Below are 21,534 nucleotides of genomic sequence, written 5' to 3'. Positions count from 1 at the left end.
GTACGGTTTGATGAGGGGAAGCTGAGAGTAAAAGAGACAGCATGAGCTGTCCCTTTGAAATCAGTTTTCTACTCTACAAAAATTTAATTATGGATAATAAATAACCAGTTGAAACTTTACGGTCTTATCATTGTGATTGATATATGCATGAGGAAGATTTGCGGCAAAGCGAATCGATTTTTCCTCTGTTAATTCATAAGTTTCTTGTCCGATTTCTAAATGGAGAGTTCCGGATAAAACCGTTATATATTCTTCTGTTCCGTCATGGTGTTTTTCTGAACGATGAATACTCTCTCCGTCCAATTCAACAATGAAAATTTCAAATCGTTTACTTGGATCAAAAGGAAAAATTGGAAATACTCGATATGCCCCATTTTCTTCCTCAATCGGAATGACCTCTTTTTTTTCGACAATAGAAACTTCTGTCTCACCATTATGCAATAATGATGAAAAAGATACTTGAAGACCTGTAGCAATTTTCCACAATGTTGTTACAGTGGGGCTTGATTCTCCTCTTTCAATTTGCCCAAGCATTGCCTTACTGACACCTGTCATATCTGATACTTTATCTAAACTTAACCCACGCTTTTTTCGAATTTGTCTAATTGTTTCTCCCATTTTTTTTTGAAAAAATTCCATAAAAACCTCCGAAGAACAGTTGTATAATATAACGCACATATGTATAATATACTAAAAATCGAATATGTTATAAAGTCTTCAATAAATTATTATCATAAATGCTTTTGGAGTTGTCAAAATAGTTTGGAAAAGAGGTGCCGATATGGAAGCGGTTGTTAGTAAAGAAATTTCTACTTTTAAGCAAGGTATCCAGTCTGGAGTCAGTATAGCAATTGGCTATTTTCCTATTGCATTAACATTCGGTTTTTTAGCAAAAACTACAGGTCTATCTTTCTTTGAAACTTGTCTTATGAGTTTAATCGTATATGCCGGGGCATCCCAATATATTTCATTGGACTTACTAATGAAAGGGACCGGTATGTTTGAAATTGTGTTGACAACGTTTATCGTAAATATTCGCCATTTATTAATGTCCGCCTCCTTGAATGAAAAAGTAGAGAAAGATCGCCTTGCTAAAAAGGCACTCTATTCTTTCGGTGTAACAGATGAAACTTTTTCTGTAGCCGCTACGAAAGAGGGGACTTTATCTACAGGGTTTATGTTTGGATTAAACTTCATCTCCTATGCTAGTTGGGTTATTTTTTCTGGTTGCGGCTTTTTAGTTGGTGCGAGTTTACCAGATTTATTCCGTGACGGTATGAGCGTTGCTTTATATGCGATGTTTATTGGCCTCCTTGTTCCTTCTATGAAAAAAAGTTTAAAAGTTGTTTACTTAGCTGCGTTGGCGGCCGCTTTTAACGTGATTTTTACGATTTATGAGGTGCTCTCCCAAGGTTGGTCAATTGTTGTATCAACATTGCTATCCTCCGTTCTTATTGAATTAATATTGAATTTTAGAAAAGAAAAGGGGATGGAAAACAGTGAATAGTTCGATTGTATGGATGATTATTGGCATGGGGATCGTTACATACTTACCAAGAATGATTCCGTTAGTAGTATTTCAAAATATTAAACTTCCAAATTTTTTACAAGATGTTTTGAAAAATGTTCCGTATGCAACGTTGGGGGCATTAATTTTTCCTGGAATATTATTTATTCAAGATGACATTTCATTTGGTTTAATCGGTGCGGCTGTTGCTTTTATATTAGCGTATTTAGGGGCAAACGTAATTGTGGTTGTGATTGGTTCTATTTTATTTCTATCCGTAGTTTCATATTTTATTTAATCGTGGAATCATCTTTTTAGATGGTTCTTTTTTTGCTCATTTTGTAAGTGATTGTAGATTGTTTTATGATGAAGATTAGTTCTAATATATCAGAAAATTGCTAAACATATATTGAGACTTCGGACAAGAGGGGGGCAATTATGAAGCGAAAAACCGCCATATGGGCATTCGCCATTTTTCTTTTTTTTGGTTTTCTGATGTATGGGTATTTGTTTTACTTTGCCGATACAACGATTCCTGTTGAGTATAAAGGAAGTGCCGCGGATCCAGAACAATTTATGAATGCAAGAGAATTGGAACTTTCCGAGGAATACTCTACAATTCGAAATTTACTATTTTTTCTAGAAATACCTTATGAGTGGTTGGTTTATTTACTTATCTTAATTTTTGGATTTTCTAAGGCGTTTGAAAAATGGGCTTATTCATCATCCAAATGGCTGATTATGCGAACAATCATTTATACTTTTTGGTTATCCATTTTTTCGTTTTTAGCGTTTTTTCCATTTGCATTTATTCGGTACGTATTGGCGAAAACGTATCATATATCAGTTGAGACTTTTTCATCTTGGATGAAAAGTGAAATGATAGATTTTTGGGTAAATTGGGGATTTTTTATTATTATTACTTTTGCCATCTACTGGCTTATTCAAAAGAATGAAAAGAGATGGTGGTTTTATAGCTGGTTACTTTCTATCCCTTTTACAGTTTTTCTTATGTATATACAACCAGTTATCATCGATCCGCTTTATCATGAATTTTCCCCGTTAAAAAATAAAGAATTGGAAGAGAAAATATTGAATTTTGCCCAAAGAGCGGGAATACCCGCAGAACACGTGTTTGAAGTAAACATGTCTGAAAAAACGAATGCCTTAAATGCTTATGTGACTGGTGTTGGATCCAATTCGAGAATCGTTCTTTGGGATACTACATTGAACCGGTTGGATGAAGACGGAGTTCTCTTTATAATGGCACATGAAATGGCGCATTATGTGGAAAAGCATATTTATTTTGGGATAGCTGGTTATTTGTTGTTATCATTCTTCGGCCTGTTTCTAACAGCGAAACTGCTAAAATGGATTGTAGAACGATTTGGCCCTGTATTAAATATTACTTCTTGGAAAAATATCAGTTCTTTACCGCTCATTTTATGTATTATTTCAGTTTTGTCATTTTCATCAAGTCCTTTAAGTAATGCAGTAAGCAGATATCAAGAAGTTAGAGCAGATCGTTATGCGATAGAAATGACAGAAAATCCAAAAGCTGCGATCGAGTCGTTTCAAATATTAACGAAAACGGGTTTAAGCCAAGTAAATCCACCTGCTCTTGTTAAATGGTTTCGTTATACACATCCGACCATGTTAGAAAGAATTACTTTCATTGAAAATTACCAATCCGAACAATATGAGGAAGAAAAAAATGCTGTCCGTTAACTGGACAGCATTTATAATGACCGTATTCTTTAGGGTGATTGTTTCGTTTTAGGCATTTAATTTTTGGTTGATGTCTTGAAGACGCTTTGTTAACTCAATAAAGGATTGGTAGTCTCGGACATCTAGAGCATGATCGATATTTCGCTTCAGACGATTTTTCTCTGCTTTTAATGTAATTTCACTTAAAAGCATTTCAATAAAAAAATTTTGTTCCGTCCTTTCTATTTTCTTCTGAATACTCATCGCTGTCTCTTTCATTAACTCTGTATACGATTTTCTTACCTTCATTCTCCCTCACCCCATTTGCTTTTTTCTATTATATGAGGTAGAACACAGATATTCAACTTAATATTATAAATGTTAAGAAAAATATTTTTTTAAAGAATTTTTAAATAAATAGGTCGTTTCTCTTATAAATATGTTATAATATGTATGAATTTGAAGAAAATTGAAAAGGAGTTGGTTTTGTGGATAATGTAAGCCATTCTTTCATTGAAGAGTATGAAATCAATCCTCAAACAATGGCAATTTTCCCTGTAGAGTATGGAAGCAAAATTTACTCAAAAATATTAGAAGAAGATGATGAAGTATTATCGCCTTTTAAACCGCTAGATATTATTAAAAAAAGTTGTCAATACTTTGGAGCAAGCTTCGATGGCAGGAGAGAGGGAACTAAAGAATTAATCGGAATTACTCATAAAGCCCCAATCGTTATTGATACGAACACCTCTATTTATTTCTTTCCGACCACTTCTCCAGTGAAAATCCAATGTATTTGGTTTTCCCATGAACACATTTTATCCCATCGTAAAGATTCCTTAAATCAAACGGTTGTTGTATTTCGTAATAAACAAACGATGACCATTCCTATTTCATATCGGTCTTTTCAAAATCAAGTGCTTAGAACGGCATTGCTAAAAACAAAATTAATGCAAAGAATTTTAGAAGCAGAGAGGAAAACATCATTATATTATCGAACGGAATGGAAAGGGGAAGCATCTGATAAAAGAGGAACTTACCGTATTTCTTTTTTATAGAGAGGGTATTGATACCGTTCATAAAAGTAATATTTAAGTAATTCCTCTACTTTATTACGAAGTCTTGGATTGAAATAATTATGGTATTCCTCAAAGCCTTTATAGACAAATAGAAATGTCGTAAAGTCTTGATCGCGGCCCACTTCCTCTACACGGTATCCTTGTTTTTTCATCTCCCTTTTCACCTCGCTTAATTCCTTTTGCACTGTTTTTATTGTCTCCTCAATTATCATCACGTATGGGGATTGTATTTTAAAAGGTGCATTTTTTACGACAATTAAATCTCTCATTAGTACTTTAATAACCATTGGATAATAAATGGCTTTCTCCATTAGATCACGGTCATTATCAGGTATGCGTGTCATTATTCTCACCTCATAAGAACATATGTTCGTATAATAAATATATATAAATGATGGAGAGAAAGCAAGATATTTTCCTTTCGTAGTTTATGAAAGAAAAATAAAAAAATTTAAAATACAGAAGGGAAATTATTTTGATTGTCGAAATATATAGATGATTCATAAAACTAACTACTATAAAAGAAGGGTGAAATGATGGGAAAGAAACGAGGCATACTTGCGGAAGACTTATACGAATTAAAATCTGTAGCTGATCCAAACCTTTCTCCTAATGGAGATCAATGTCTTTTTGTGGAAACAACTATTGATAAAGAAAAGCACGAATATCGTTCAAACTTATATATGATAAATATAAATACAAAAGAACTTCAACAATGGACATATGGGAATGACCGAAATCATTCTCCGCGATGGTCACCAGACGGAAAAAAGGTTGTTTTTGTATCCAATAGAAGTGGGAAAAATCAACTATATTTGTTGCATACGAATGGAGGAGAAGCAGAAAAGATTACAGATCTCCATTGTGGAGCATCTAATCCCGTTTGGTCTCCTGACGGAAAGAAGATTGCCTTTTCAGTCATATTAGAAAAGGGAGAAACGTTAGATAAGCAAAATGAAAAAAAGGAAAAAGACGAAAAAAAAGTTCCAGAGGCACTTGAAGTTGACCGAATGAAATATAAATCAGATGCCAGTGGCTTTTTTACAGGGAAATATCAACAAATTGCAATATTAAATGTAGAGACGAAAGAATTAGAGTTAGTTACAGAAGGAGAGCGTCATTATTCATTCCAAAGTTGGTCACCAGACAGTACACAAATTGCTTACAGTACAGATATGGATGATGATGTTGACTTTTCTTTTAAAAATGACATTTTTATTTATAATTTACAAACAAAACAAGTAGAACAAGTTACAAAAAGTACAGGATATTTTGGTGGATTCGAGTGGGCTCCTAATGGTAAAGTGGCAGCATTTATTGGAAGTGAAAGAGAGTTTGAAAATGCTACGTTAACAAGACTTTGGATCTACGATGTACAATCTAAAAACATGAAATGTATTACAACCGATTGGGATGTTGCAGTAGGAGATTATGTTGTCGGTGATTTTCAACAAGGGGTAAATTCACCGGGAATCTGTTGGAAAAGTGACTCAAATGGCTTTTATTTTACTGCTTCAGATCAAGGAAATACAAACGTATATTATTCGGATTTAAATGGTGAAGTAAAGCAAATAACAAAAGAACAGGGACATATTTACGGTCTTACCATTTCAAAAAATAATGAAAAAGCTATAGCAACGGTAAGTTATCCAACAGCACCAAGTGACGTCTATATTCTTGATTTAATCACTGGTCAGTTAGAAAAAATAACTGATGTTAACGGAGAATTTTTATCGAACATCCTATTGTCTAATCCTGAGCCGATACAATTTAAAGGTGCAGAAGGATGGATTGTTCATGGATGGATAATGAAGCCGGTAGGATTTGAAGAAGGAAAAAAATATCCACTCATTTTAGAAATTCATGGCGGTCCTCATGCCATGTATGCTAATACGTATTTTCATGAATTCCAGATGCTAGCTTCTTCAGGATTTGCAGTATTATACACAAATCCAAGAGGAAGTCATGGATATGGGCAAACATTTGTGAACGCCGTACGCGGTGATTATGGTGGGAATGATTATAACGATTTAATGGCTGCTGTTGACTATGCCATTGAAACGTTCCCGTTTGTTGATCAAGAGCGATTAGGTGTTACAGGAGGAAGTTATGGAGGGTTTATGACAAACTGGATTGTTGGTCATACAAACCGTTTTAAAGCTGCTGTGACACAAAGATCTATTTCAAATTGGATTAGTTTTTACGGTGTAAGTGATATCGGTTATTATTTCAGTGAATGGCAAATAAAAGCCGATCTGAAAGATGTGGAAACGCTTTGGAAGCATTCACCACTTGCCTATGTTCAAAATGTTGAAACACCTTTATTAATTTTGCATAGTGAAAAAGATTATCGCTGTCCAATTGAACAAGCAGAACAGCTATTTATAGCATTAAAACGTCAAAAGAAAAAAACGAAACTTATACGCTTCCCAGACTCTAATCATGAATTATCAAGAAGCGGGAATCCGAAGTTAAGAGTAGATCGATTAAACTACATAAAAGATTGGTTTGTTCAAAACGTGTAAAATTTTTAAGGCTGACATATCAGCCTTTTCTTTTTGAAAAAATATAGAAAAAGGTCTATAAAATTGGATAATTTCCTATATACTCGCAACTTTCTAACTATGATATACTTAAATAGTCAGGAACATTGCATGAGGGCATAATTGAGGAGATATAAACGTATGGATTTTGAATCAATCATTCAATGGATTACAATAGAAAATATAATGGAATTAATAGAGGGTTATCGTTCTTTTGGTATATTACCAGGTATATTATTACCAATGCTTGAAGCGTTTTTACCATTCCTTCCATTGTTTTTATTTGTCATGGCCAATGCCAATGCTTTTGGATTATGGTTAGGATTTTTAATTTCTTGGATTGGTGCATGTCTGGGAGCTGGGCTTGTTTTTACACTAGTTAGGAAATTTGCAAAAGGCAAAATTGCCAACATATTAAATAAAAATACTCAAGTTCAAAAATTAATGAATTGGGTTGAAAGACACGGATTTGGACCATTATTTTTACTTCTTTGTTTTCCATTTACCCCTTCTGCTGTCGTAAATATAGTTGCGGGATTATCCAAAATAAACTACTATCAATATTTACTTGCAGTCATAACAGGAAAAATGGTTATGATCTTTACGATTAGTTTTGTTGGCCATGATCTCCATTCATTGTTTACTCAACCGTTAAGAACGGCAAGTGTAGCTTTATTAGTTTTCGTTTTATGGATTGTTGGAAAACAAATAGAAGCTCGCCTTAATAGAAAAATGGAAAAAGAGAAGGAAAAAGTATAAAGCGAGCAATTTTTTCAATCAATAGCATAAATGTTATTAAATGAAACTTGTAAAACAATGATAAATAAGGAGAATGTAAAATGGAATGGTTTAAAAAAGAAGGGATTGAATGGATAAAGGCTATAGCTATTGGATTTTTAGTATTTTTAATAATAAGAACCTTCTTTTTTTCCAACTATGTGGTAGAAGGTTCATCAATGATGCCGACGTTGCAAGACGGAAATAAACTCATTGTTAATAAATTTGTTTATAAAATTAGCGAATTAGAGCGTTTTGATGTCATTGTGTTTCATGCCAATGAGAACGAAGATTACGTAAAAAGGGTTATTGGGTTACCCGGGGATACAATTGAATATAAAGATGATAAACTGTATATTAATGGAAAATATTATGAGGAGCCATATTTAGATAAGTATAAAAGCAAGTATCCTGGGAGAACTTTTACTGGAGACTTTACGTTGTTAGAAAAAACAGGATATGAGAAAGTACCAGATGGAATGGTTTTTGTATTAGGGGATAATCGTCTTGGAAGTTGGGACAGTAGACATTTTGGATTTGTTTCTATTGATCAAATTGTCGGTGAAGTAAATGTAAGATACTGGCCATTTAATCAATGGGGATTTTCGTTTTAAGCTAGCTCATTTGAGTTAGTGCTTTTTTTATGGTTTGAAAAAAATGAATAAACCTAGCCTTTCAAAATGAAGCTAGGTCTTTTTTTTAACAAACAGTTATTCTTTTCAAGAACGTATAGGCGCCTTTGAAAGTTTAAAAAATTTAGTAAGACTTCTCCATAATAAAAGATCGATGAAAAATAACAGGATTAATAATATTAAAACGTTTGAATAGGATAAAATATTTGCTATTATCGAGGAAAAACTTGCTCCCATTAATAATATAAACGAATAAAGAGAAAGTGCTTTTCCTTTATGTTCCGAACTGAATTCACCAATCATCGAAATAACTGTCGGTATTAAAAGAGAAATCGCTGAAACAAATACGATCGAAAACAGACCAATCCATATGGTTGATGTAGTAAGCAATAAACAAGCTATACTGGAGATTCCAAGTACAATGCCCAGTAACATTGTTGTCATTAAAGAGTACTTTTTGATGAGTTTACCAGTATAAATGGATAAAATGGCTCCTGTTAACCCCACAACACGGATCCAAAAGACGGTATTTTGAGAAAGTCCTAGTTTCGTTAATGCATCGTAAAAAGCAACGAATGAAAATAATATGGTGAATACGATTGTATAGCCTTTGCATAACATTTTGTTCGTTAATAGAGAAAGCATGATTTGAAACGTTCGATTGCTTTCCTTTTTCGCAATAACATTGGTGTTTGGAAGAAAAAGAAAAAATAACAGAAATAATAGGAAATAACCAACTCCGAAAAATAAAAAAACATGTTGCCACGTTAAAGTTTGATCAATGAACGAGCTTGTTATTTGCCCAATGATTCCAGCCGCTAAAAATCCACTATTAATTAATGCCAACCAAAACGTCCGCATTTTTGGTTCATATAGATCAAAAGAGTAAGAAAATGCTACCGGAGCAAAAGATGCGAGTACAAACCCTTGTATGGCACGAAAAATATATAATTGCTCAATCGAAGAAGTGGTATAAATGGTTATTGTGGAAATTGATGCACATAACATCCCCCAAGTCATAACTCTTTTCTTTCCTAATTGGTCTGAAATAGGACCGAAGCATAAAAGACCTAAAGCATAGAAAAAAGTAAATAAAAAACTTGCAAATGCAACTTGTTGTTCACTAATGAAAAACGAAGCGCTAATGGAAGGGTAAAGAGGAATTAATATATAAATATTACATGCTACAAAAATTCCAGCGCAAACTAACATGATACCAATCAAGTGGTATTTTATACTCATTGATAAACGCTCCTTTCGAGAATTTACATGAAGTTTCATAGAAAGATAAAGGCTAATCTATTAAAATAGTTTTATAAGTGATTGATCGAACCTTATGTCATATTAGATAAGGGGATTTGAGGAGGACCGATAATGTCAGTTCAATTTTTAATAGGACGAGCCGGTACAGGAAAAACAACATATATGATTCAACAAATTCAAAAAAAATTAAAAGACCAACCGATCGGAACGCCTATTATTTATTTAGTTCCAGACCAAATGACGTTTTTGTCGGAATATAAATTAATAACGACCAATGAATTAACCGGAATGATTCGTTCACAGGTATTTAGTTTTACTAGACTTGCTTGGAGAGTTTTACAAGAAACCGGTGGAATAAGTCGGACACACTTAAATTCAACCGGAATCAGCATGTTAATTCGTAAAATTTTAGAAGAAAATAAATCAAAACTTCGACTGTTTCAAAAAACAGCTGATATGCAAGGATTTGTCGGTCATTTAGAACAAATTTTAACTGAATTTAAACGGTATTTAGTAAAACCTGAAGAACTTGTAACAGCAATGAATACCGATGACCGAAATAGTATGATTGAGCAAAAGCTACAAGACTTGGAAATTATTTATGACCAATTTGAAAAAGAAATTAAACATAAATATATCGCATCAGAGGATTATTTAGCTTTATTAGCGGAAAAAATCCCTCAATCATCTTACGTAAAAGACGCAATTGTATTTATTGACGGATTTTATAGTTTTACCCCACAAGAATATATGGTCATAGAACAATTAATGAAACATAGCTCTGAAGTCTATATCTCACTAACATTAGATCGCCCTTATAGAGAAGATATTCCGCATGAACTGGAAATGTTCCGTATGACAGGGGATTGTTATGCAACACTTTATGAAATGGCAAAACAATTAAAGATTGATATTTTAGAAGATATGGTTTTCCAGAACCAACATAGACATACTGAACCTTCGCTAAGACATTTAGAAATGAATTTCCACCATATGCCAGTGATCCCTTACCATCAACCTGCATCAATTACCGTTATTGAAGCAGCGAATCGACGAGCGGAAATTGAGGGGATAGCTAGAAAAATCATAGCGATGGTTAGAGAAGGCTATTATCGTTATAAAGACATTGCCATTTTAGTGAGAGATGTTCATTCTTATCAAGATTTATTTGAAACGATATTTTATGACTACAAAATTCCGTACCATATTGACCAAAAACGATCCATGTTGAATCATCCGCTTATTGAACTTATCCGTTCTACTTTGGAAATCATTACTGGATATTGGCGATATGAGCCAGTTTTTCGTGCAGTTAAGACAGATTTACTTTTTCCGCTCGATCAGTCGATTGATGCAATGAGGGAAAGAATGGATAAATTGGAGAATTACTGTCTAGCTTATGGTATTCAAGGTGATAAATGGATTAAAAAAGATCGATGGCAGTACAGGAGAATTCGTGGTCTAGACTTGTACCAATATGCACAAACAGATGAAGAACGAGAAATGGAGCAAGAAATTAATGAACTTAGGTTAATGATTTCGGCACCAATATTACGTTTGTCTCGAAGGTTGAACAAAGCTAGTAATGGTCGTGAATTATGTGAAGCAATATTTCTTTATTTAGAAGAATTAGAAATACCAGCTAAACTTGAAAGATTGCGCCACCAAGCTGAAAATGAAGGTCGTTTACAGAAAGCTCTTGAGCACGAACAAGTGTGGAATGCGATTATAGACTTATTAGATCAATTTGTGGAAATGCTCGGAAATGAGAACATTTCAGTGAAAAAATTCTCGAAAATCATAGATTCTGGAATGGAATCGCTGAGATTTAATCTTGTTCCCCCGGCCATTGATCAAGTGGTGATAGCTGACTTAGAGTTATCAAGATTATCAGATATTAAAGCAGCATTTATTATTGGTTTGAATGATGGAGTATTGCCAAGAAAATTTTCGGATGAAGGGATTTTGTCCGATCAAGATAGGGAATGGTTGCGCTCAAATGGTATTATCATTGCTCCTACAAGTACAGAAAAATTGCTAGATGAAGAATTTATCGCTTATAAAGCGTTCACAACTCCGTCTGAAAAACTATTTTTATCTTTTCCGATTGCCAATGAAGAAGGGAAAGGACTGCTTGAATCCCCATATGTGAAAAAAATAAAAGAAATGTTTCCAAATGGAACAAAACTAGAGTTTCATCATGAACCGAATGAATTGTCCGCACAAGAGCAGTTAGAATATATCGCTAATGATACTGTTGCTTTAACTTATTTAACAAGTCAGTTTCAGTTAAGAAAAAGACATCAACCAATAGCGGAAATTTGGTGGGATGTTTATAACTATTTAGTTGAAAAGCCAAATCTTAGAAAAAAAACAGAAAAAGTTCTATCGAGTTTATTTTTTGAAAATAAATCTAAAAAGCTGAACGAAAAAATTACGAAAGAATTATATGGAGATACCATTGAGACAAGTGTATCAAGGATGGAAATGTTTAATAGCTGTCCGTATTCTTACTTTCTATCTCATGGATTAAAGCTTCGAGAACGTGAAATTTACCGACTTGAAGCACCTGATATAGGTGAACTGTTTCATGGAGCTTTAAAATACATTGGTGATATTCTTCGGGACAACCGTTTAACATGGAATCAACTTTCAAAAAAGCAATGTGAAGAGTTGGCACATCAAGCCGTTCAACATTTAGCACCAATGCTTCAAAATGAGATATTATTAAGTTCTAATCGCTATCACTATATGAAACGAAAACTAGAAAAAATAATCTCTCGCGCTTCAATAGTATTAAGTGAGCATGCAAAGGCTAGCGGGTTTGTCCCAATTGGAATGGAAATAGGCTTTGGTAAAAAACAAAAACTTCCTCCTATACAGTTTCAGTTGAAAAATGGTGTAAAAATGGAACTTATGGGAAGAATTGACCGAGTCGATCAGGCGGAAGGATCACGTGGTGTATATTTAAGAGTGATCGATTATAAGTCAAGTAAAAAAGATATACATCTTGGAGAAGTCTATTATGGGTTGTCTATCCAAATGTTAACTTATTTGGATGTATTAATCACCCATTCTGAAAAATTTATTGGAAAAGAGGCTATACCTGCAGGAGCCCTTTACTTCCATGTTCATAATCCGATTATAAAAAGCAAGAAAATCTTAACGGTAGAAGAAATAGAAGAAGAAATAATGAAAATGTTTAAAATGAACGGATTATTATTATCGGATACAGAAGTAATTAAACTTATGGATCAACAATTGGAAAGCGGTCAATCCAAAATCATTTCCGCAGGAATTAAAAAAGACGGACAATTAACGGCTACATCAAAAGTTGCATCTGAAGATGAATTCAAATTTATAAGAAAGTACATTCGAAAAGTATTTACAGAAAAAGGTAATGAAATTATGGAGGGGAAAACAGATATTGCTCCATATAAACTAAACAATCAAACTCCATGTAAGTTTTGTTCTTTTAAGTCAATCTGTAAATTTGATCCGACATTAACGGAAAACAACTATCGTTTGCTGCCTTCATTAAATCGAAATTCGGCACTTGAATTCATTCGAAAGGAGGTTGAAGAAGTTGAATATTAATATTCCCCTTAAACCGAAAAATGTAACATGGACGGATGATCAGTGGAAAGCAATTGTGGCTAATGGCAAAGATATACTAGTCGCAGCTAGTGCAGGTTCTGGGAAAACAGCTGTATTAGTAGAAAGAATCATCCGGAAGCTAACTCATAAAGAATCACCAATCAATATTGACGAATTACTCGTTGTTACATTTACTAATGCTTCTGCGGCGGAAATGAGACATCGTATTGGAGAAGCAATTGAAAAAGAAATTGCTTTGAATCCTCATTCTGAACATTTGCGAAAACAATTGTCTTTGTTAAATAAAGCATCTATATCTACACTTCATTCTTTTTGTCTTGATGTCGTTAGAAAATATTATTATTTAACAGATTTAGATCCTAGTTTTCGAATAGCAGACGATACGGAAGCACAATTGTTACGAGATGAAGCAATGGAGGCACTGCTTGAAGAAGAGTATGGTAAAGAAAAGAATGAACCGTTTTTTCAAGTTGTAGATATGTTTACCAGTGATCGCAATGATTTGGATTTACAAAATTTAATTATCGATCTTTATAATTTTTCAATCTCTAATCCATTCCCAAATCAATGGTTAGAACAATTGGCGTCCATATATGATGTGTCCAATATCGAACATGTTGAGCAATTGCCATTCATGGAACCGTTATTATTAGACATTGAACTGCAACTTCAAGAAGCAAAACGGCTATTTACAGAGGCATTATCATTAACGAAAGAGCCAGGAGGACCGTATCCAAGAGCTGTTAATTATGAGGATGATTTAAGAATCGTAGATATATTAATTCAAGCAAAACAACAGTCATTTGATGCTCTATACGAAGCATTCCAATCAATAAAGTTCACAACCGTCAAAAAATGCAGCGGAGAAGAATTTATTGAGGAATTAGTTGATTATGCGAATGAATTAAGGAACAACGGAAAAAAAATAATTCAAAATTTAAAAGACGATATTTTTTCTCGTAAACCAAGTTATTATCTTGCTCATATGCAAGAAATGAAAAAGCCAATTGAAACACTAATCAAACTCGTTCAATCTTTTGCAGAAAAGTTTAAAGAATTAAAAAGGGAAAAAGCGCTCGTTGACTTCTCGGATTTAGAGCATTACTGCCTCCAGTTATTGATTGATTCGAATATCGAATCATTTGCTCCTTCTGAAATTGCACGAGCGTATAAAAGCCAGTTTAGTGAGATTCTTGTTGATGAATATCAAGACACTAATATGGTACAAGAAACCATCCTAAAACTAATTAGTCAACCGGAAGAAGAAAAAGGAAACATGTTCATGGTTGGTGACGTTAAGCAATCGATTTATCGTTTTCGTTTAGCTGAGCCAAATTTATTTTTAGGAAAGTATTTACGTTTTACTCCAGATGGACAACAAACTGGTTTACGAATTGATTTGTCGAAAAACTTCCGGAGTAGAAAAGAAGTTTTGGATGCAACAAACTATATATTCAAACAAATCATGGGCATAAAAGTAGGAGAAATTGCGTACGATGATGCTGCAGAATTAAAATTAGGGGCCGCATATCCTGAAGAAACTGGTTTTGAAGTTGAGTTGTCAATTATAAATATGAATAAAGAAAATGAGGCACGAGTAGATGAAGATTCTGATCAAGATGAAGGGATGAACCATGAAGATTTGGAACAATCACAACTAGAAGCAAGATATATTGCTCAAAAAATTAAAGAAATGATTTCCAACAATCAACAAGTGTTTGACCCAAAGAAAAAAGTGTATCGTCCTCTAGAATATAAAGATATTGTCATTTTATTACGTTCATTTAGTTGGGCAACGACTTTTATGGAGGAATTTAAGCAATTGCAAGTTCCGAGTTATGCCAACCTTTCAACAGGTTATTTTGATGCTATTGAAGTCTCTACTATGTTGTCTTTATTAAAAGTTATTGATAACCCTTATCAAGATATTCCCTTCGTTTCCGTATTACGATCACCAATCGTTGGATTGGATGAAGAGGAATTAGCAGTTGTAAGGATCAAATCCAATAATAAAACGTATTTTGAATCAGTCAAACATTTTATACAAAAAACGAGTCAATCAGAATTAGAAGAAGCAATAAACGAAAAATTAGTATCGTTTTTATCATCGTTAAATAAGTGGAGGTCGATGGCACGTCAAGGAGGGTTATCAGAGCTTATTTGGGAGCTTTATAGAGAAACGAACTATTATGATTATGTTGGGGGACTTCCAGGTGGAAAGCAAAGACAAGCCAACTTAAGAGCTCTTTATGATCGTGCCAAACAATATGAGGCGACTTCGTTCCGAGGACTTTTCCGATTTTTAAGGTTTGTAGAAAGGATGAGAGATCGCGGAGAAGACTTAGGGACAGCGAAAGCCTTAGGTGAGCAGGAAAATGTTGTTCGACTTATGACGATTCACAGTAGTAAAGGATTGGAATTTCCTGTTGTTTTTGTAGCAGGATTAGGAAAGAAATTTAATGATAGGGACATTTACAGTTCATTTTTAATTGATAAAGAATTTGGATTTGCAACAAAATATGTAGATGTAGAAAAACAAATTTCCTATACTTCCCTTCCACAACTAGCGTTTTCAAGAAAAAAACGGTTAGAATTAATTGCTGAAGAAATGAGAGTACTTTATGTTGCACTAACGAGGGCAAAAGAAAAACTATATTTAGTTGGATCAGTAACAAATTTTGAGAAGAATCTTCAAACATGGAACAAGCATTTACACAATGGCCAATGGTTAATTTCTGATTATGACCGTTATAAAGCGAAAAGCTACCTCGATTGGATTGGTCCAGCAATCGTGCGTCATCATCAATGTACATTTTTGGAAAAAGAACATCATTTGTCTAGTATTCCTGATGAAATTCGCTTTCACTCTTCTCAATGGAAAACAAATGTAATTAGTCGGGATGAAATCGTTAGCTTTGATGAAATAACTAAAGAGGATGAAGGGGATTATTTCCAATATGTAAAGGAATTTAAAACGCTTCCTATAGAAAGTGAGTATTCAAAACGAATCGTTGAGCAACTTTCTTGGGTATATCCATTTCACCCTTCTGTATCTCATCGAGCAAAACAATCGGTATCAGAATTAAAACGGCTTCAAGAAATCATGGATGAAAACAGTAGCCATGATCTTATTCGCTCGTTTAAAAAGCCAATTACGACAAGGCCTAAATTTATGCAAAAGCAAAAAATTACACCTGCAGAAATTGGAACGGCTATGCATTTAGTTATGCAACAATTAGACTATCAGTTACCAACAGATGTTACGTCGATTCAGCGTCAACTTGAAAATATGGTAAGGAAAGAATTATTAACAGAGGAACAAATGGAAGTCATCCAAATTGAACAAATTGCTGAATTTTTTCAAACGAATATTGGACAGCGCTTATTAAAGGCAAAATGGTATAAGCGAGAGATACCGTTTAGTTATGCTATTAAGGCGGAAGAAATATATAAAGACTGGAAATCAGGGGAAGAAAAGATTTTCATTCAAGGTATCATCGATTGCTTGTTTGAAGATGATGACGGTCTAGTTTTGCTTGATTATAAAACAGATAACATCTCAGATCGTTTTAAAGGTGATATAAATGAAGCAATTCCTGTATTGAAAAAACGGTATGAGGTTCAGCTTCATTATTATACTAAGGCTATAGAGGATATATTGCAGAGAAAAGTAACAGAAAGATATTTGTATTTCTTTGATGGGTCGCATCTTATTACTATATAAAACAAAAGGCCAATTTCCTTGGCCTTTTGTTTTTCTTTATAGATTTCCAACAGACGCTTGATCCGATACATCAGGATCAATTGCATTGTTGAAGCTTATTCCGTTATTCGTGATGATAAAACCCCCGGTATTAGCGGCTCCGGCACCAGAACTTGACTTTGTTACATTTTTAGGTGCAATGTTTAATGAATCTCCAAAATTTACAACTCCGCCACCTACATTCACTACTTGTATCGATCCGATAATGGAAGGCATCAATGAACATCCTTTTCGCTAAAAGAAGATATATCATATTTTATGCATCCACGTTTGTCTCGTTAATAATATTTTTTGTACCATTCTTTAAATGGCGGATATGTTTAATTCTGCTGTCTAAATAAATATGTTGAGCATTGCCGATATGAATAACGGAAGCTGCGGATGCACCAATAATATCTATATGCTGGACGTTAATATTATTCGATGCGTTGTTAATTTCAAAATAGAGAGGTTCATAAATGGGAGGTAGAAAAATAGGTTCAGTAAAAATAGAATATTGGTAAAATTGGTGTTCATCTCCAAAAAAAAATTCTTCTTCTTTTTGAACAGCAATCGCATGCGAAACAGCATCAATTTCACAAGAATCTCCGATTTGTAAATTGGAGCCTAGTTCAACAGTATTAATGTTAAAAGTAGATACATTTGCTGTTCGTAATGGATTCATAAGAAATCATCCTTCTGTACCAATAGGAACGGATGGTGAAAAAATTAATGATTCAGAAGGTGTATCGAAAACTGAAGTCATTTGAATGGATTTTGTGTCTCCAATCATTAAAACAGATGAACTAGAAACTCCTATGACACGAATGCTTCCTACACATATTTCATGGTTTGTCACTTGTAAATTCATGTTGCATCATTCCCATCATTTTGATTTTGTTTCTCTTTAAACGATTGAATAGCTTCTTCAATATCTTTTTTTACATTAGAAATAATAAATGTTTGTTGTTCCTCATGACTTTTCCCTCTTAATTGTTGCTCATATCTATTTAAATAATATTGAATTCGTTGAGGAAGTTGTTGAATTATATCTTGTTGAATGGAAGGAATAAAAGATGGATCCAATTCATGTTGTTTAATTATAGAAGGAAGTTCAGACCCTATAAATCTATATAGATACTGTTGGACTTCATGGAACAAGTTTTGATTTTTATGGAATAGATGCTCTAATTCAACAGGTGGTTTTCCATTAACGGATAATTCATCCATCGTTTGTAAATCGTTTGGATTTATCCCAATATTTAATGTACCGTCTAATTTTTCAATTTTTAATTGATCAAAATGATAGTCGATTTTTTCAATATGGATTGGAGCTCTGCTTTGGAGTTCACGGATGGCTTCATGTAACTCGAAAATTTTTTCCTCAAGATCATGTATTTTTTTCTGTTGTCCCGATACGGTTTGATGTAATTGGGAAAGGTAATCATAGTAATCATACATTAAATCCGGTCACCTCCATTGGCTGAATCGGGCTTAATTACGAATCCTTTATGTTCTGGTTCTGGTGCTGGTCCGATAAAATTACCAGTATTATATAAATGTGAAGAAGGTTTTATGATTCCTGCAGTTCCTATTTGTAATACGGATGAATTTGAAATACTTCCAACTCTTAAAATATTAATATGAATTGATTGATGGATAAAAAAATTCATGGTTACCACCCTATGTCTAATAATTTAATAAAATATTTTCATCCATAACATCTGCATCATACGTATTTGTATTACTTAGTTGGTTATAAACAAATAATCCATCACCTGTATTAAATGAACCTGCACCTGCAAATGTTTTTGTTGCCGCGTAAGGTGATATCCGATACACATCACCAATATGGAATACCCCGCCTGTACCGATCGAAATTACCTGTACTGCTCCTACAACTGCTGGCATCCAATCACCCTAACATAGATAACTTTGTTCTCCAGTTTCTATATATCGTATGATTCTATAACGGGAATGTGATAATTGCCTAATGATTCCATTCATCCGTTATAATAAAAAGTAATGATGAAAAAGGAGAAGGAGAATTTTTGTGGAATTATTAAAAAATAATCGAGTGTTATCTATTGATGTCTTGAGAGGAATATCGTTATTTGGAATATTGGTAGTGAATATGCTCTCTTTTCATTCACCGTATCTGTACGTTAATACCCCATTCGAATTGTCAAAATCATCGATGGATGATGGGATTATTGCGATCATCGATATTTTTTTTCAAGCTAGTTTTTATCCTCTATTTTCGTTTTTATTCGGTTATAGTTTGCTATTGTTGAAAAACAGTTGTGACAAGAAAGGAATATCGTTTGTCCCTGTTGCATTGAGAAGATTAACGTTTTTATTAATGATTGGAATTATTCATGCCTTTTTCATATGGCATGGGGATATTTTAATTAATTATGCCGTCCTAGCCTTTTTCTTCTTATTATTTATTTCGATGGATGGACGAAAATTATTGTATATAGGGACATCGCTGCTTTTGATTCCGAACATTTTATTAACTCTACTTTTTACAATCGTGAATGATACCGCACCGGAGACGATATTCCAAACTGATGATTTGAAAATAGAAGAGGTTACGAATAACTATAAAAGCGGTTCTTTTATTGATGTTACGACACAACGGTTTGAAGATTGGTATTATGTAAATAATGTTGGGAACTCCATCTTTTTTCTCATTTCCATCTTTCCAATGTATTTATTAGGTGCCGCTTTTTATAAACTGCAATTATTACATAAATCTTTCATAACGAAATTAAAAGGTTGGGGCATTTTTTTTGGAATGATAGGTTTACTAATAAAATGCGGTCCATTTATGTTTGGCCAACGTTTAGATTTGGAATTTGCTCAAGACTCTTTAGGCGGGCCGATTCTATCATTAAGCTATATTTTTCTCATCACCTATTTTTGTGAAAAGTTCAACGATAATAAGATTTGGAGATATTTACAACAAATTGGAAAAATGTCGATTTCAAATTATTTGCTACAGTCAGTAGTTGCTACGTTCATTTTTTATGGATATGGGTTAGGGTTTTACGGTGAAATAACTGTCACACAAGGTACTATGTTAGCTATTTTCATATACAGTACCCAAATGATTGTTAGTAATCATTGGTTGAAGAAACATACGTATGGTCCGGTTGAGAAGTTATGGCGAGACATTACATATAAAAAATTTCTATAATAAAAGAAAAAAATAATCATAGAGGTGAGCCAATGAAATTCGTAACAGTAAAGGCAAATGATTCGGTTCCATTTATCGGTGTTTTAACTCCTTTCGAAGATTATGTTTTACATTTAAAAAAATACTTTCAAGACATGGATCCGAGCTTTCAAATCCCTGAAACTATGCTAGAACTAATTGAATTAGGTGAATCTTTTTACGAACAGTTAACTCAGAAAATATCATTTGATAGAAACGAAATTCAATCATATTGTTATTCACTAAATGAAGTTACATTTTTATCACCAATTCCAAGAGTTCGGAAAAATATTATGTGTGTCGGGAGAAATTATGCTGAGCATGTAAAAGAAATGGGAGGTACAGAATTACCAGAAGATATTATTATTTTTACAAAGGCACCTACAACTGTTATCGGCCATGGTGATGAAATTCCTCTACACGAGGATGTTACGGATCAATTGGATTATGAAGGAGAGTTAGCCATTGTTATTGGAAAAAGAGGAAAGGGTATTAAGAAAGAAAAAGCACTTGATCACGTATTTGGCTATACGATACTAAACGATGTAACTGCCCGAGATATTCAATATCGACATAAACAGTTTTTCCTTGGTAAAAGTTTAGACGGTTCATGCCCAATCGGACCTAGCATTACGCATAAGTCTATGATTCCTACCCCTAATTGCCTAACGATTACAACGAAAGTGAATGGAGAAATTCGCCAACATTCTAATACAAAGCATTTTATCTTTTCCGTTGAGAGAATTATAGAAGAAATATCTAAAGGTATGACCCTTGAACCGGGAGACATCATTGCAACAGGTACGCCTGCTGGTGTAGGGAAAGGATTTCAACCGCCTAAATTTTTAAAAGCAGGTGATCAAGTTGAAATAGAAATAGAAAAACTTGGGGTGCTAAGAAATACCGTTCAAAAGTGATTTTTCACAACTTTGTCCTAAAATGATTTTAAAAAATTTCACTTATTATGATATGATGGAAGCAGATTGTTTGGAAAGGAGCAGATTGCATGACACATGCACATATAACTAGTTGGGTAATTGCATTGATATTATTTGTCATAGCATTATACCTTCATCGTTCAGGAAAAGAAAAAGGGTTTAAAATTGTCCAAATGATTCTCCGCGTTTTCTACATACTTATATTTATTACAGGCGGTCTTCTACTACATTCGATTGTTATTGATACACTATATGTTCTAAAAGCTTTAGTCGGTTTATGGGTTATATCATCTTTAGAATTAGTTCTCGTCCGATTAAAGAAAGGAAAGAACTTGGGACCTTTTTGGATTCAGCTCATTATCTCATTAACTGTTGTTCTATATTTAGGCTATTATTTACCTTTATAATTGTGGGACAAAACTTTACTAATGAAAAACATACTAAGATTAGTAGCACAGACCACGGCCATGGTCTGTGCTACTATTTTTTTATAGTAGAAGTGGAGAAT

22 protein-coding genes are annotated in these 21,534 nt (G+C 33.6%); 12 read left to right on the top strand and 10 right to left on the bottom strand.

The window, feature by feature from the left end:
* Positions 1 to 87 precede the first annotated feature (87 nt).
* Entirely contained in the window at positions 88 to 639 is a 552-nt protein-coding gene (locus AC3ASS_RS10070; RefSeq protein ID WP_488283402.1) for a helix-turn-helix domain-containing protein, read from the bottom strand.
* 142 nt (positions 640 to 781) lie between these two features.
* Here AC3ASS_RS10070 and AC3ASS_RS10065 point away from each other — a divergent pair, with 142 nt between their 5' ends.
* From AC3ASS_RS10065 to AC3ASS_RS10055, 3 genes are all read left to right on the top strand, one after another.
* A complete protein-coding gene (locus AC3ASS_RS10065) occupies positions 782 to 1,507 on the top strand; it encodes an AzlC family ABC transporter permease (protein WP_488283401.1) in 726 nt (241 codons plus the stop codon).
* On the top strand, positions 1,500 to 1,805 hold the full coding sequence (locus AC3ASS_RS10060) for an AzlD domain-containing protein (RefSeq protein WP_488283400.1): 306 nt from the start codon (positions 1,500 to 1,502) through the stop codon (positions 1,803 to 1,805). The genes AC3ASS_RS10065 and AC3ASS_RS10060 overlap by 8 nt, the downstream gene beginning before the upstream one ends.
* 140 nt (positions 1,806 to 1,945) lie before the next feature.
* Positions 1,946 to 3,235 (top strand): M48 family metallopeptidase, encoded by a 1,290-nt coding sequence (locus AC3ASS_RS10055; protein ID WP_488283399.1) that lies wholly within the window; start codon positions 1,946 to 1,948, stop codon positions 3,233 to 3,235.
* Positions 3,236 to 3,283: 48 nt separating this feature from the next.
* Here the strand turns inward: AC3ASS_RS10055 and AC3ASS_RS10050 are convergent, their stop codons facing one another.
* Complete coding sequence (locus AC3ASS_RS10050) at positions 3,284 to 3,523, bottom strand: IDEAL domain-containing protein (protein ID WP_488283398.1); 240 nt, start codon at positions 3,521 to 3,523, stop codon at positions 3,284 to 3,286.
* Between the two features lie 179 nt (positions 3,524 to 3,702).
* Here AC3ASS_RS10050 and AC3ASS_RS10045 point away from each other — a divergent pair, with 179 nt between their 5' ends.
* Positions 3,703 to 4,272 carry a competence protein ComK gene (locus tag AC3ASS_RS10045; RefSeq protein WP_488283397.1) on the top strand — a complete coding sequence of 190 codons (570 nt, stop codon included), beginning with the start codon at positions 3,703 to 3,705 and terminating at the stop codon, positions 4,270 to 4,272.
* Here AC3ASS_RS10045 and AC3ASS_RS10040 read toward each other — a convergent pair.
* The gene (locus AC3ASS_RS10040; protein ID WP_488283396.1) at positions 4,251 to 4,637 is read right to left on the bottom strand and encodes a YhjD family protein; all 387 of its coding nucleotides are present in this window, start codon (positions 4,635 to 4,637) and stop codon (positions 4,251 to 4,253) included. The genes AC3ASS_RS10045 and AC3ASS_RS10040 overlap by 22 nt on opposite strands.
* A 192-nt stretch (positions 4,638 to 4,829) precedes the next feature.
* On the opposite strand from AC3ASS_RS10040, the gene AC3ASS_RS10035 reads away from it, so the two are divergent.
* The 3 genes from AC3ASS_RS10035 to lepB all read left to right on the top strand — a co-directional run bounded on the left by AC3ASS_RS10035 (position 4,830) and on the right by lepB (position 8,227).
* Positions 4,830 to 6,818, top strand: a complete 1,989-nt coding sequence (locus AC3ASS_RS10035) for a S9 family peptidase (protein WP_488283395.1) — start codon at positions 4,830 to 4,832, stop codon at positions 6,816 to 6,818.
* Positions 6,819 to 6,977: 159 nt separating this feature from the next.
* Entirely contained in the window at positions 6,978 to 7,595 is a 618-nt protein-coding gene (locus AC3ASS_RS10030; protein WP_488283394.1) for a TVP38/TMEM64 family protein, read from the top strand.
* An 80-nt stretch (positions 7,596 to 7,675) separates the two neighbouring features.
* On the top strand, positions 7,676 to 8,227 hold the full coding sequence (lepB, locus tag AC3ASS_RS10025; RefSeq protein ID WP_488283393.1) for a signal peptidase I: 552 nt from the start codon (positions 7,676 to 7,678) through the stop codon (positions 8,225 to 8,227).
* A 105-nt stretch (positions 8,228 to 8,332) separates the two neighbouring features.
* Here the strand turns inward: lepB and AC3ASS_RS10020 are convergent, their stop codons facing one another.
* Positions 8,333 to 9,487, bottom strand: coding sequence for an MFS transporter (locus AC3ASS_RS10020; protein WP_488283392.1), 1,155 nt, complete (start codon positions 9,485 to 9,487; stop codon positions 8,333 to 8,335).
* A 132-nt stretch (positions 9,488 to 9,619) separates the two neighbouring features.
* Here AC3ASS_RS10020 and addB point away from each other — a divergent pair, with 132 nt between their 5' ends.
* Together addB and addA are read left to right on the top strand one after the other, a co-directional pair.
* Entirely contained in the window at positions 9,620 to 13,105 is a 3,486-nt protein-coding gene (addB, locus tag AC3ASS_RS10015; protein WP_488283391.1) for a helicase-exonuclease AddAB subunit AddB, read from the top strand.
* Entirely contained in the window at positions 13,095 to 16,850 is a 3,756-nt protein-coding gene (gene addA / locus AC3ASS_RS10010; protein WP_488283390.1) for a helicase-exonuclease AddAB subunit AddA, read from the top strand. Before addB ends, addA begins: the two co-directional genes overlap by 11 nt.
* Before the next feature lie 36 nt (positions 16,851 to 16,886).
* On the opposite strand, the gene AC3ASS_RS10005 is transcribed toward addA, so the two are convergent.
* Genes AC3ASS_RS10005 through AC3ASS_RS09980 form a run of 6 tightly spaced genes read right to left on the bottom strand, consistent with a single transcriptional unit; the run spans position 16,887 to position 18,779 of the window.
* Entirely contained in the window at positions 16,887 to 17,105 is a 219-nt protein-coding gene (locus AC3ASS_RS10005; RefSeq protein ID WP_488283389.1) for a spore germination protein, read from the bottom strand.
* 40 nt (positions 17,106 to 17,145) lie between these two features.
* Complete coding sequence (locus AC3ASS_RS10000) at positions 17,146 to 17,553, bottom strand: spore germination protein GerPE (RefSeq protein ID WP_488283388.1); 408 nt, start codon at positions 17,551 to 17,553, stop codon at positions 17,146 to 17,148.
* A gap of 6 nt (positions 17,554 to 17,559) precedes the next feature.
* Complete coding sequence (locus tag AC3ASS_RS09995) at positions 17,560 to 17,739, bottom strand: spore gernimation protein GerPD (RefSeq protein WP_488283387.1); 180 nt, start codon at positions 17,737 to 17,739, stop codon at positions 17,560 to 17,562.
* Complete coding sequence (gene gerPC, locus AC3ASS_RS09990) at positions 17,736 to 18,329, bottom strand: spore germination protein GerPC (protein WP_488283386.1); 594 nt, start codon at positions 18,327 to 18,329, stop codon at positions 17,736 to 17,738. Before gerPC ends, AC3ASS_RS09995 begins: the two co-directional genes overlap by 4 nt.
* Entirely contained in the window at positions 18,329 to 18,541 is a 213-nt protein-coding gene (locus AC3ASS_RS09985; protein WP_488283385.1) for a spore germination protein GerPB, read from the bottom strand. Before AC3ASS_RS09985 ends, gerPC begins: the two co-directional genes overlap by 1 nt.
* A 16-nt stretch (positions 18,542 to 18,557) precedes the next feature.
* Positions 18,558 to 18,779: a spore germination protein gene (locus AC3ASS_RS09980; RefSeq protein ID WP_488283384.1), complete on the bottom strand. Its 222-nt coding sequence runs from the start codon at positions 18,777 to 18,779 to the stop codon at positions 18,558 to 18,560.
* Positions 18,780 to 18,921: 142 nt separating this feature from the next.
* Here AC3ASS_RS09980 and AC3ASS_RS09975 point away from each other — a divergent pair, with 142 nt between their 5' ends.
* The 3 genes from AC3ASS_RS09975 (at position 18,922) to AC3ASS_RS09965 (ending at position 21,433) form a co-directional block, all read left to right on the top strand.
* Complete coding sequence (locus AC3ASS_RS09975) at positions 18,922 to 20,070, top strand: DUF418 domain-containing protein (RefSeq protein ID WP_488283383.1); 1,149 nt, start codon at positions 18,922 to 18,924, stop codon at positions 20,068 to 20,070.
* 32 nt (positions 20,071 to 20,102) lie between these two features.
* A complete protein-coding gene (locus tag AC3ASS_RS09970) occupies positions 20,103 to 21,005 on the top strand; it encodes a fumarylacetoacetate hydrolase family protein (protein ID WP_488283382.1) in 903 nt (300 codons plus the stop codon).
* A gap of 89 nt (positions 21,006 to 21,094) precedes the next feature.
* Positions 21,095 to 21,433, top strand: a complete 339-nt coding sequence (locus AC3ASS_RS09965) for a YisL family protein (RefSeq protein ID WP_488283381.1) — start codon at positions 21,095 to 21,097, stop codon at positions 21,431 to 21,433.
* The last annotated feature ends 101 nt before the right edge of the window (positions 21,434 to 21,534 follow it).

It is taken from the genome of Bacillus sp. JST-5 (assembly GCF_057747715.1).
This window is presented reverse-complemented; position numbering and strand designations above follow the sequence as displayed.

Coding starts and splice junctions, on each gene's coding strand:
- AC3ASS_RS10070 (WP_488283402.1), bottom strand. CDS start 639: ATGGAATTTTTTCAAAAAAAAATGGGAGAAACAATTAGACAAATTCGA.
- AC3ASS_RS10035 (WP_488283395.1), top strand. CDS start 4,830: ATGGGAAAGAAACGAGGCATACTTGCGGAAGACTTATACGAATTAAAA.
- AC3ASS_RS09995 (WP_488283387.1), bottom strand. CDS start 17,739: ATGAATTTACAAGTGACAAACCATGAAATATGTGTAGGAAGCATTCGT.
- AC3ASS_RS10065 (WP_488283401.1), top strand. CDS start 782: ATGGAAGCGGTTGTTAGTAAAGAAATTTCTACTTTTAAGCAAGGTATC.
- AC3ASS_RS10005 (WP_488283389.1), bottom strand. CDS start 17,105: ATGCCTTCCATTATCGGATCGATACAAGTAGTGAATGTAGGTGGCGGA.
- gerPC (WP_488283386.1), bottom strand. CDS start 18,329: ATGTATGATTACTATGATTACCTTTCCCAATTACATCAAACCGTATCG.
- AC3ASS_RS10020 (WP_488283392.1), bottom strand. CDS start 9,487: ATGAGTATAAAATACCACTTGATTGGTATCATGTTAGTTTGCGCTGGA.
- addB (WP_488283391.1), top strand. CDS start 9,620: ATGTCAGTTCAATTTTTAATAGGACGAGCCGGTACAGGAAAAACAACA.
- AC3ASS_RS10040 (WP_488283396.1), bottom strand. CDS start 4,637: ATGACACGCATACCTGATAATGACCGTGATCTAATGGAGAAAGCCATT.
- AC3ASS_RS10000 (WP_488283388.1), bottom strand. CDS start 17,553: ATGAATCCATTACGAACAGCAAATGTATCTACTTTTAACATTAATACT.
- AC3ASS_RS09965 (WP_488283381.1), top strand. CDS start 21,095: ATGACACATGCACATATAACTAGTTGGGTAATTGCATTGATATTATTT.
- AC3ASS_RS10050 (WP_488283398.1), bottom strand. CDS start 3,523: ATGAAGGTAAGAAAATCGTATACAGAGTTAATGAAAGAGACAGCGATG.
- AC3ASS_RS09970 (WP_488283382.1), top strand. CDS start 20,103: ATGAAATTCGTAACAGTAAAGGCAAATGATTCGGTTCCATTTATCGGT.
- AC3ASS_RS10055 (WP_488283399.1), top strand. CDS start 1,946: ATGAAGCGAAAAACCGCCATATGGGCATTCGCCATTTTTCTTTTTTTT.
- AC3ASS_RS09985 (WP_488283385.1), bottom strand. CDS start 18,541: ATGAATTTTTTTATCCATCAATCAATTCATATTAATATTTTAAGAGTT.
- AC3ASS_RS10030 (WP_488283394.1), top strand. CDS start 6,978: ATGGATTTTGAATCAATCATTCAATGGATTACAATAGAAAATATAATG.
- AC3ASS_RS09980 (WP_488283384.1), bottom strand. CDS start 18,779: ATGCCAGCAGTTGTAGGAGCAGTACAGGTAATTTCGATCGGTACAGGC.
- lepB (WP_488283393.1), top strand. CDS start 7,676: ATGGAATGGTTTAAAAAAGAAGGGATTGAATGGATAAAGGCTATAGCT.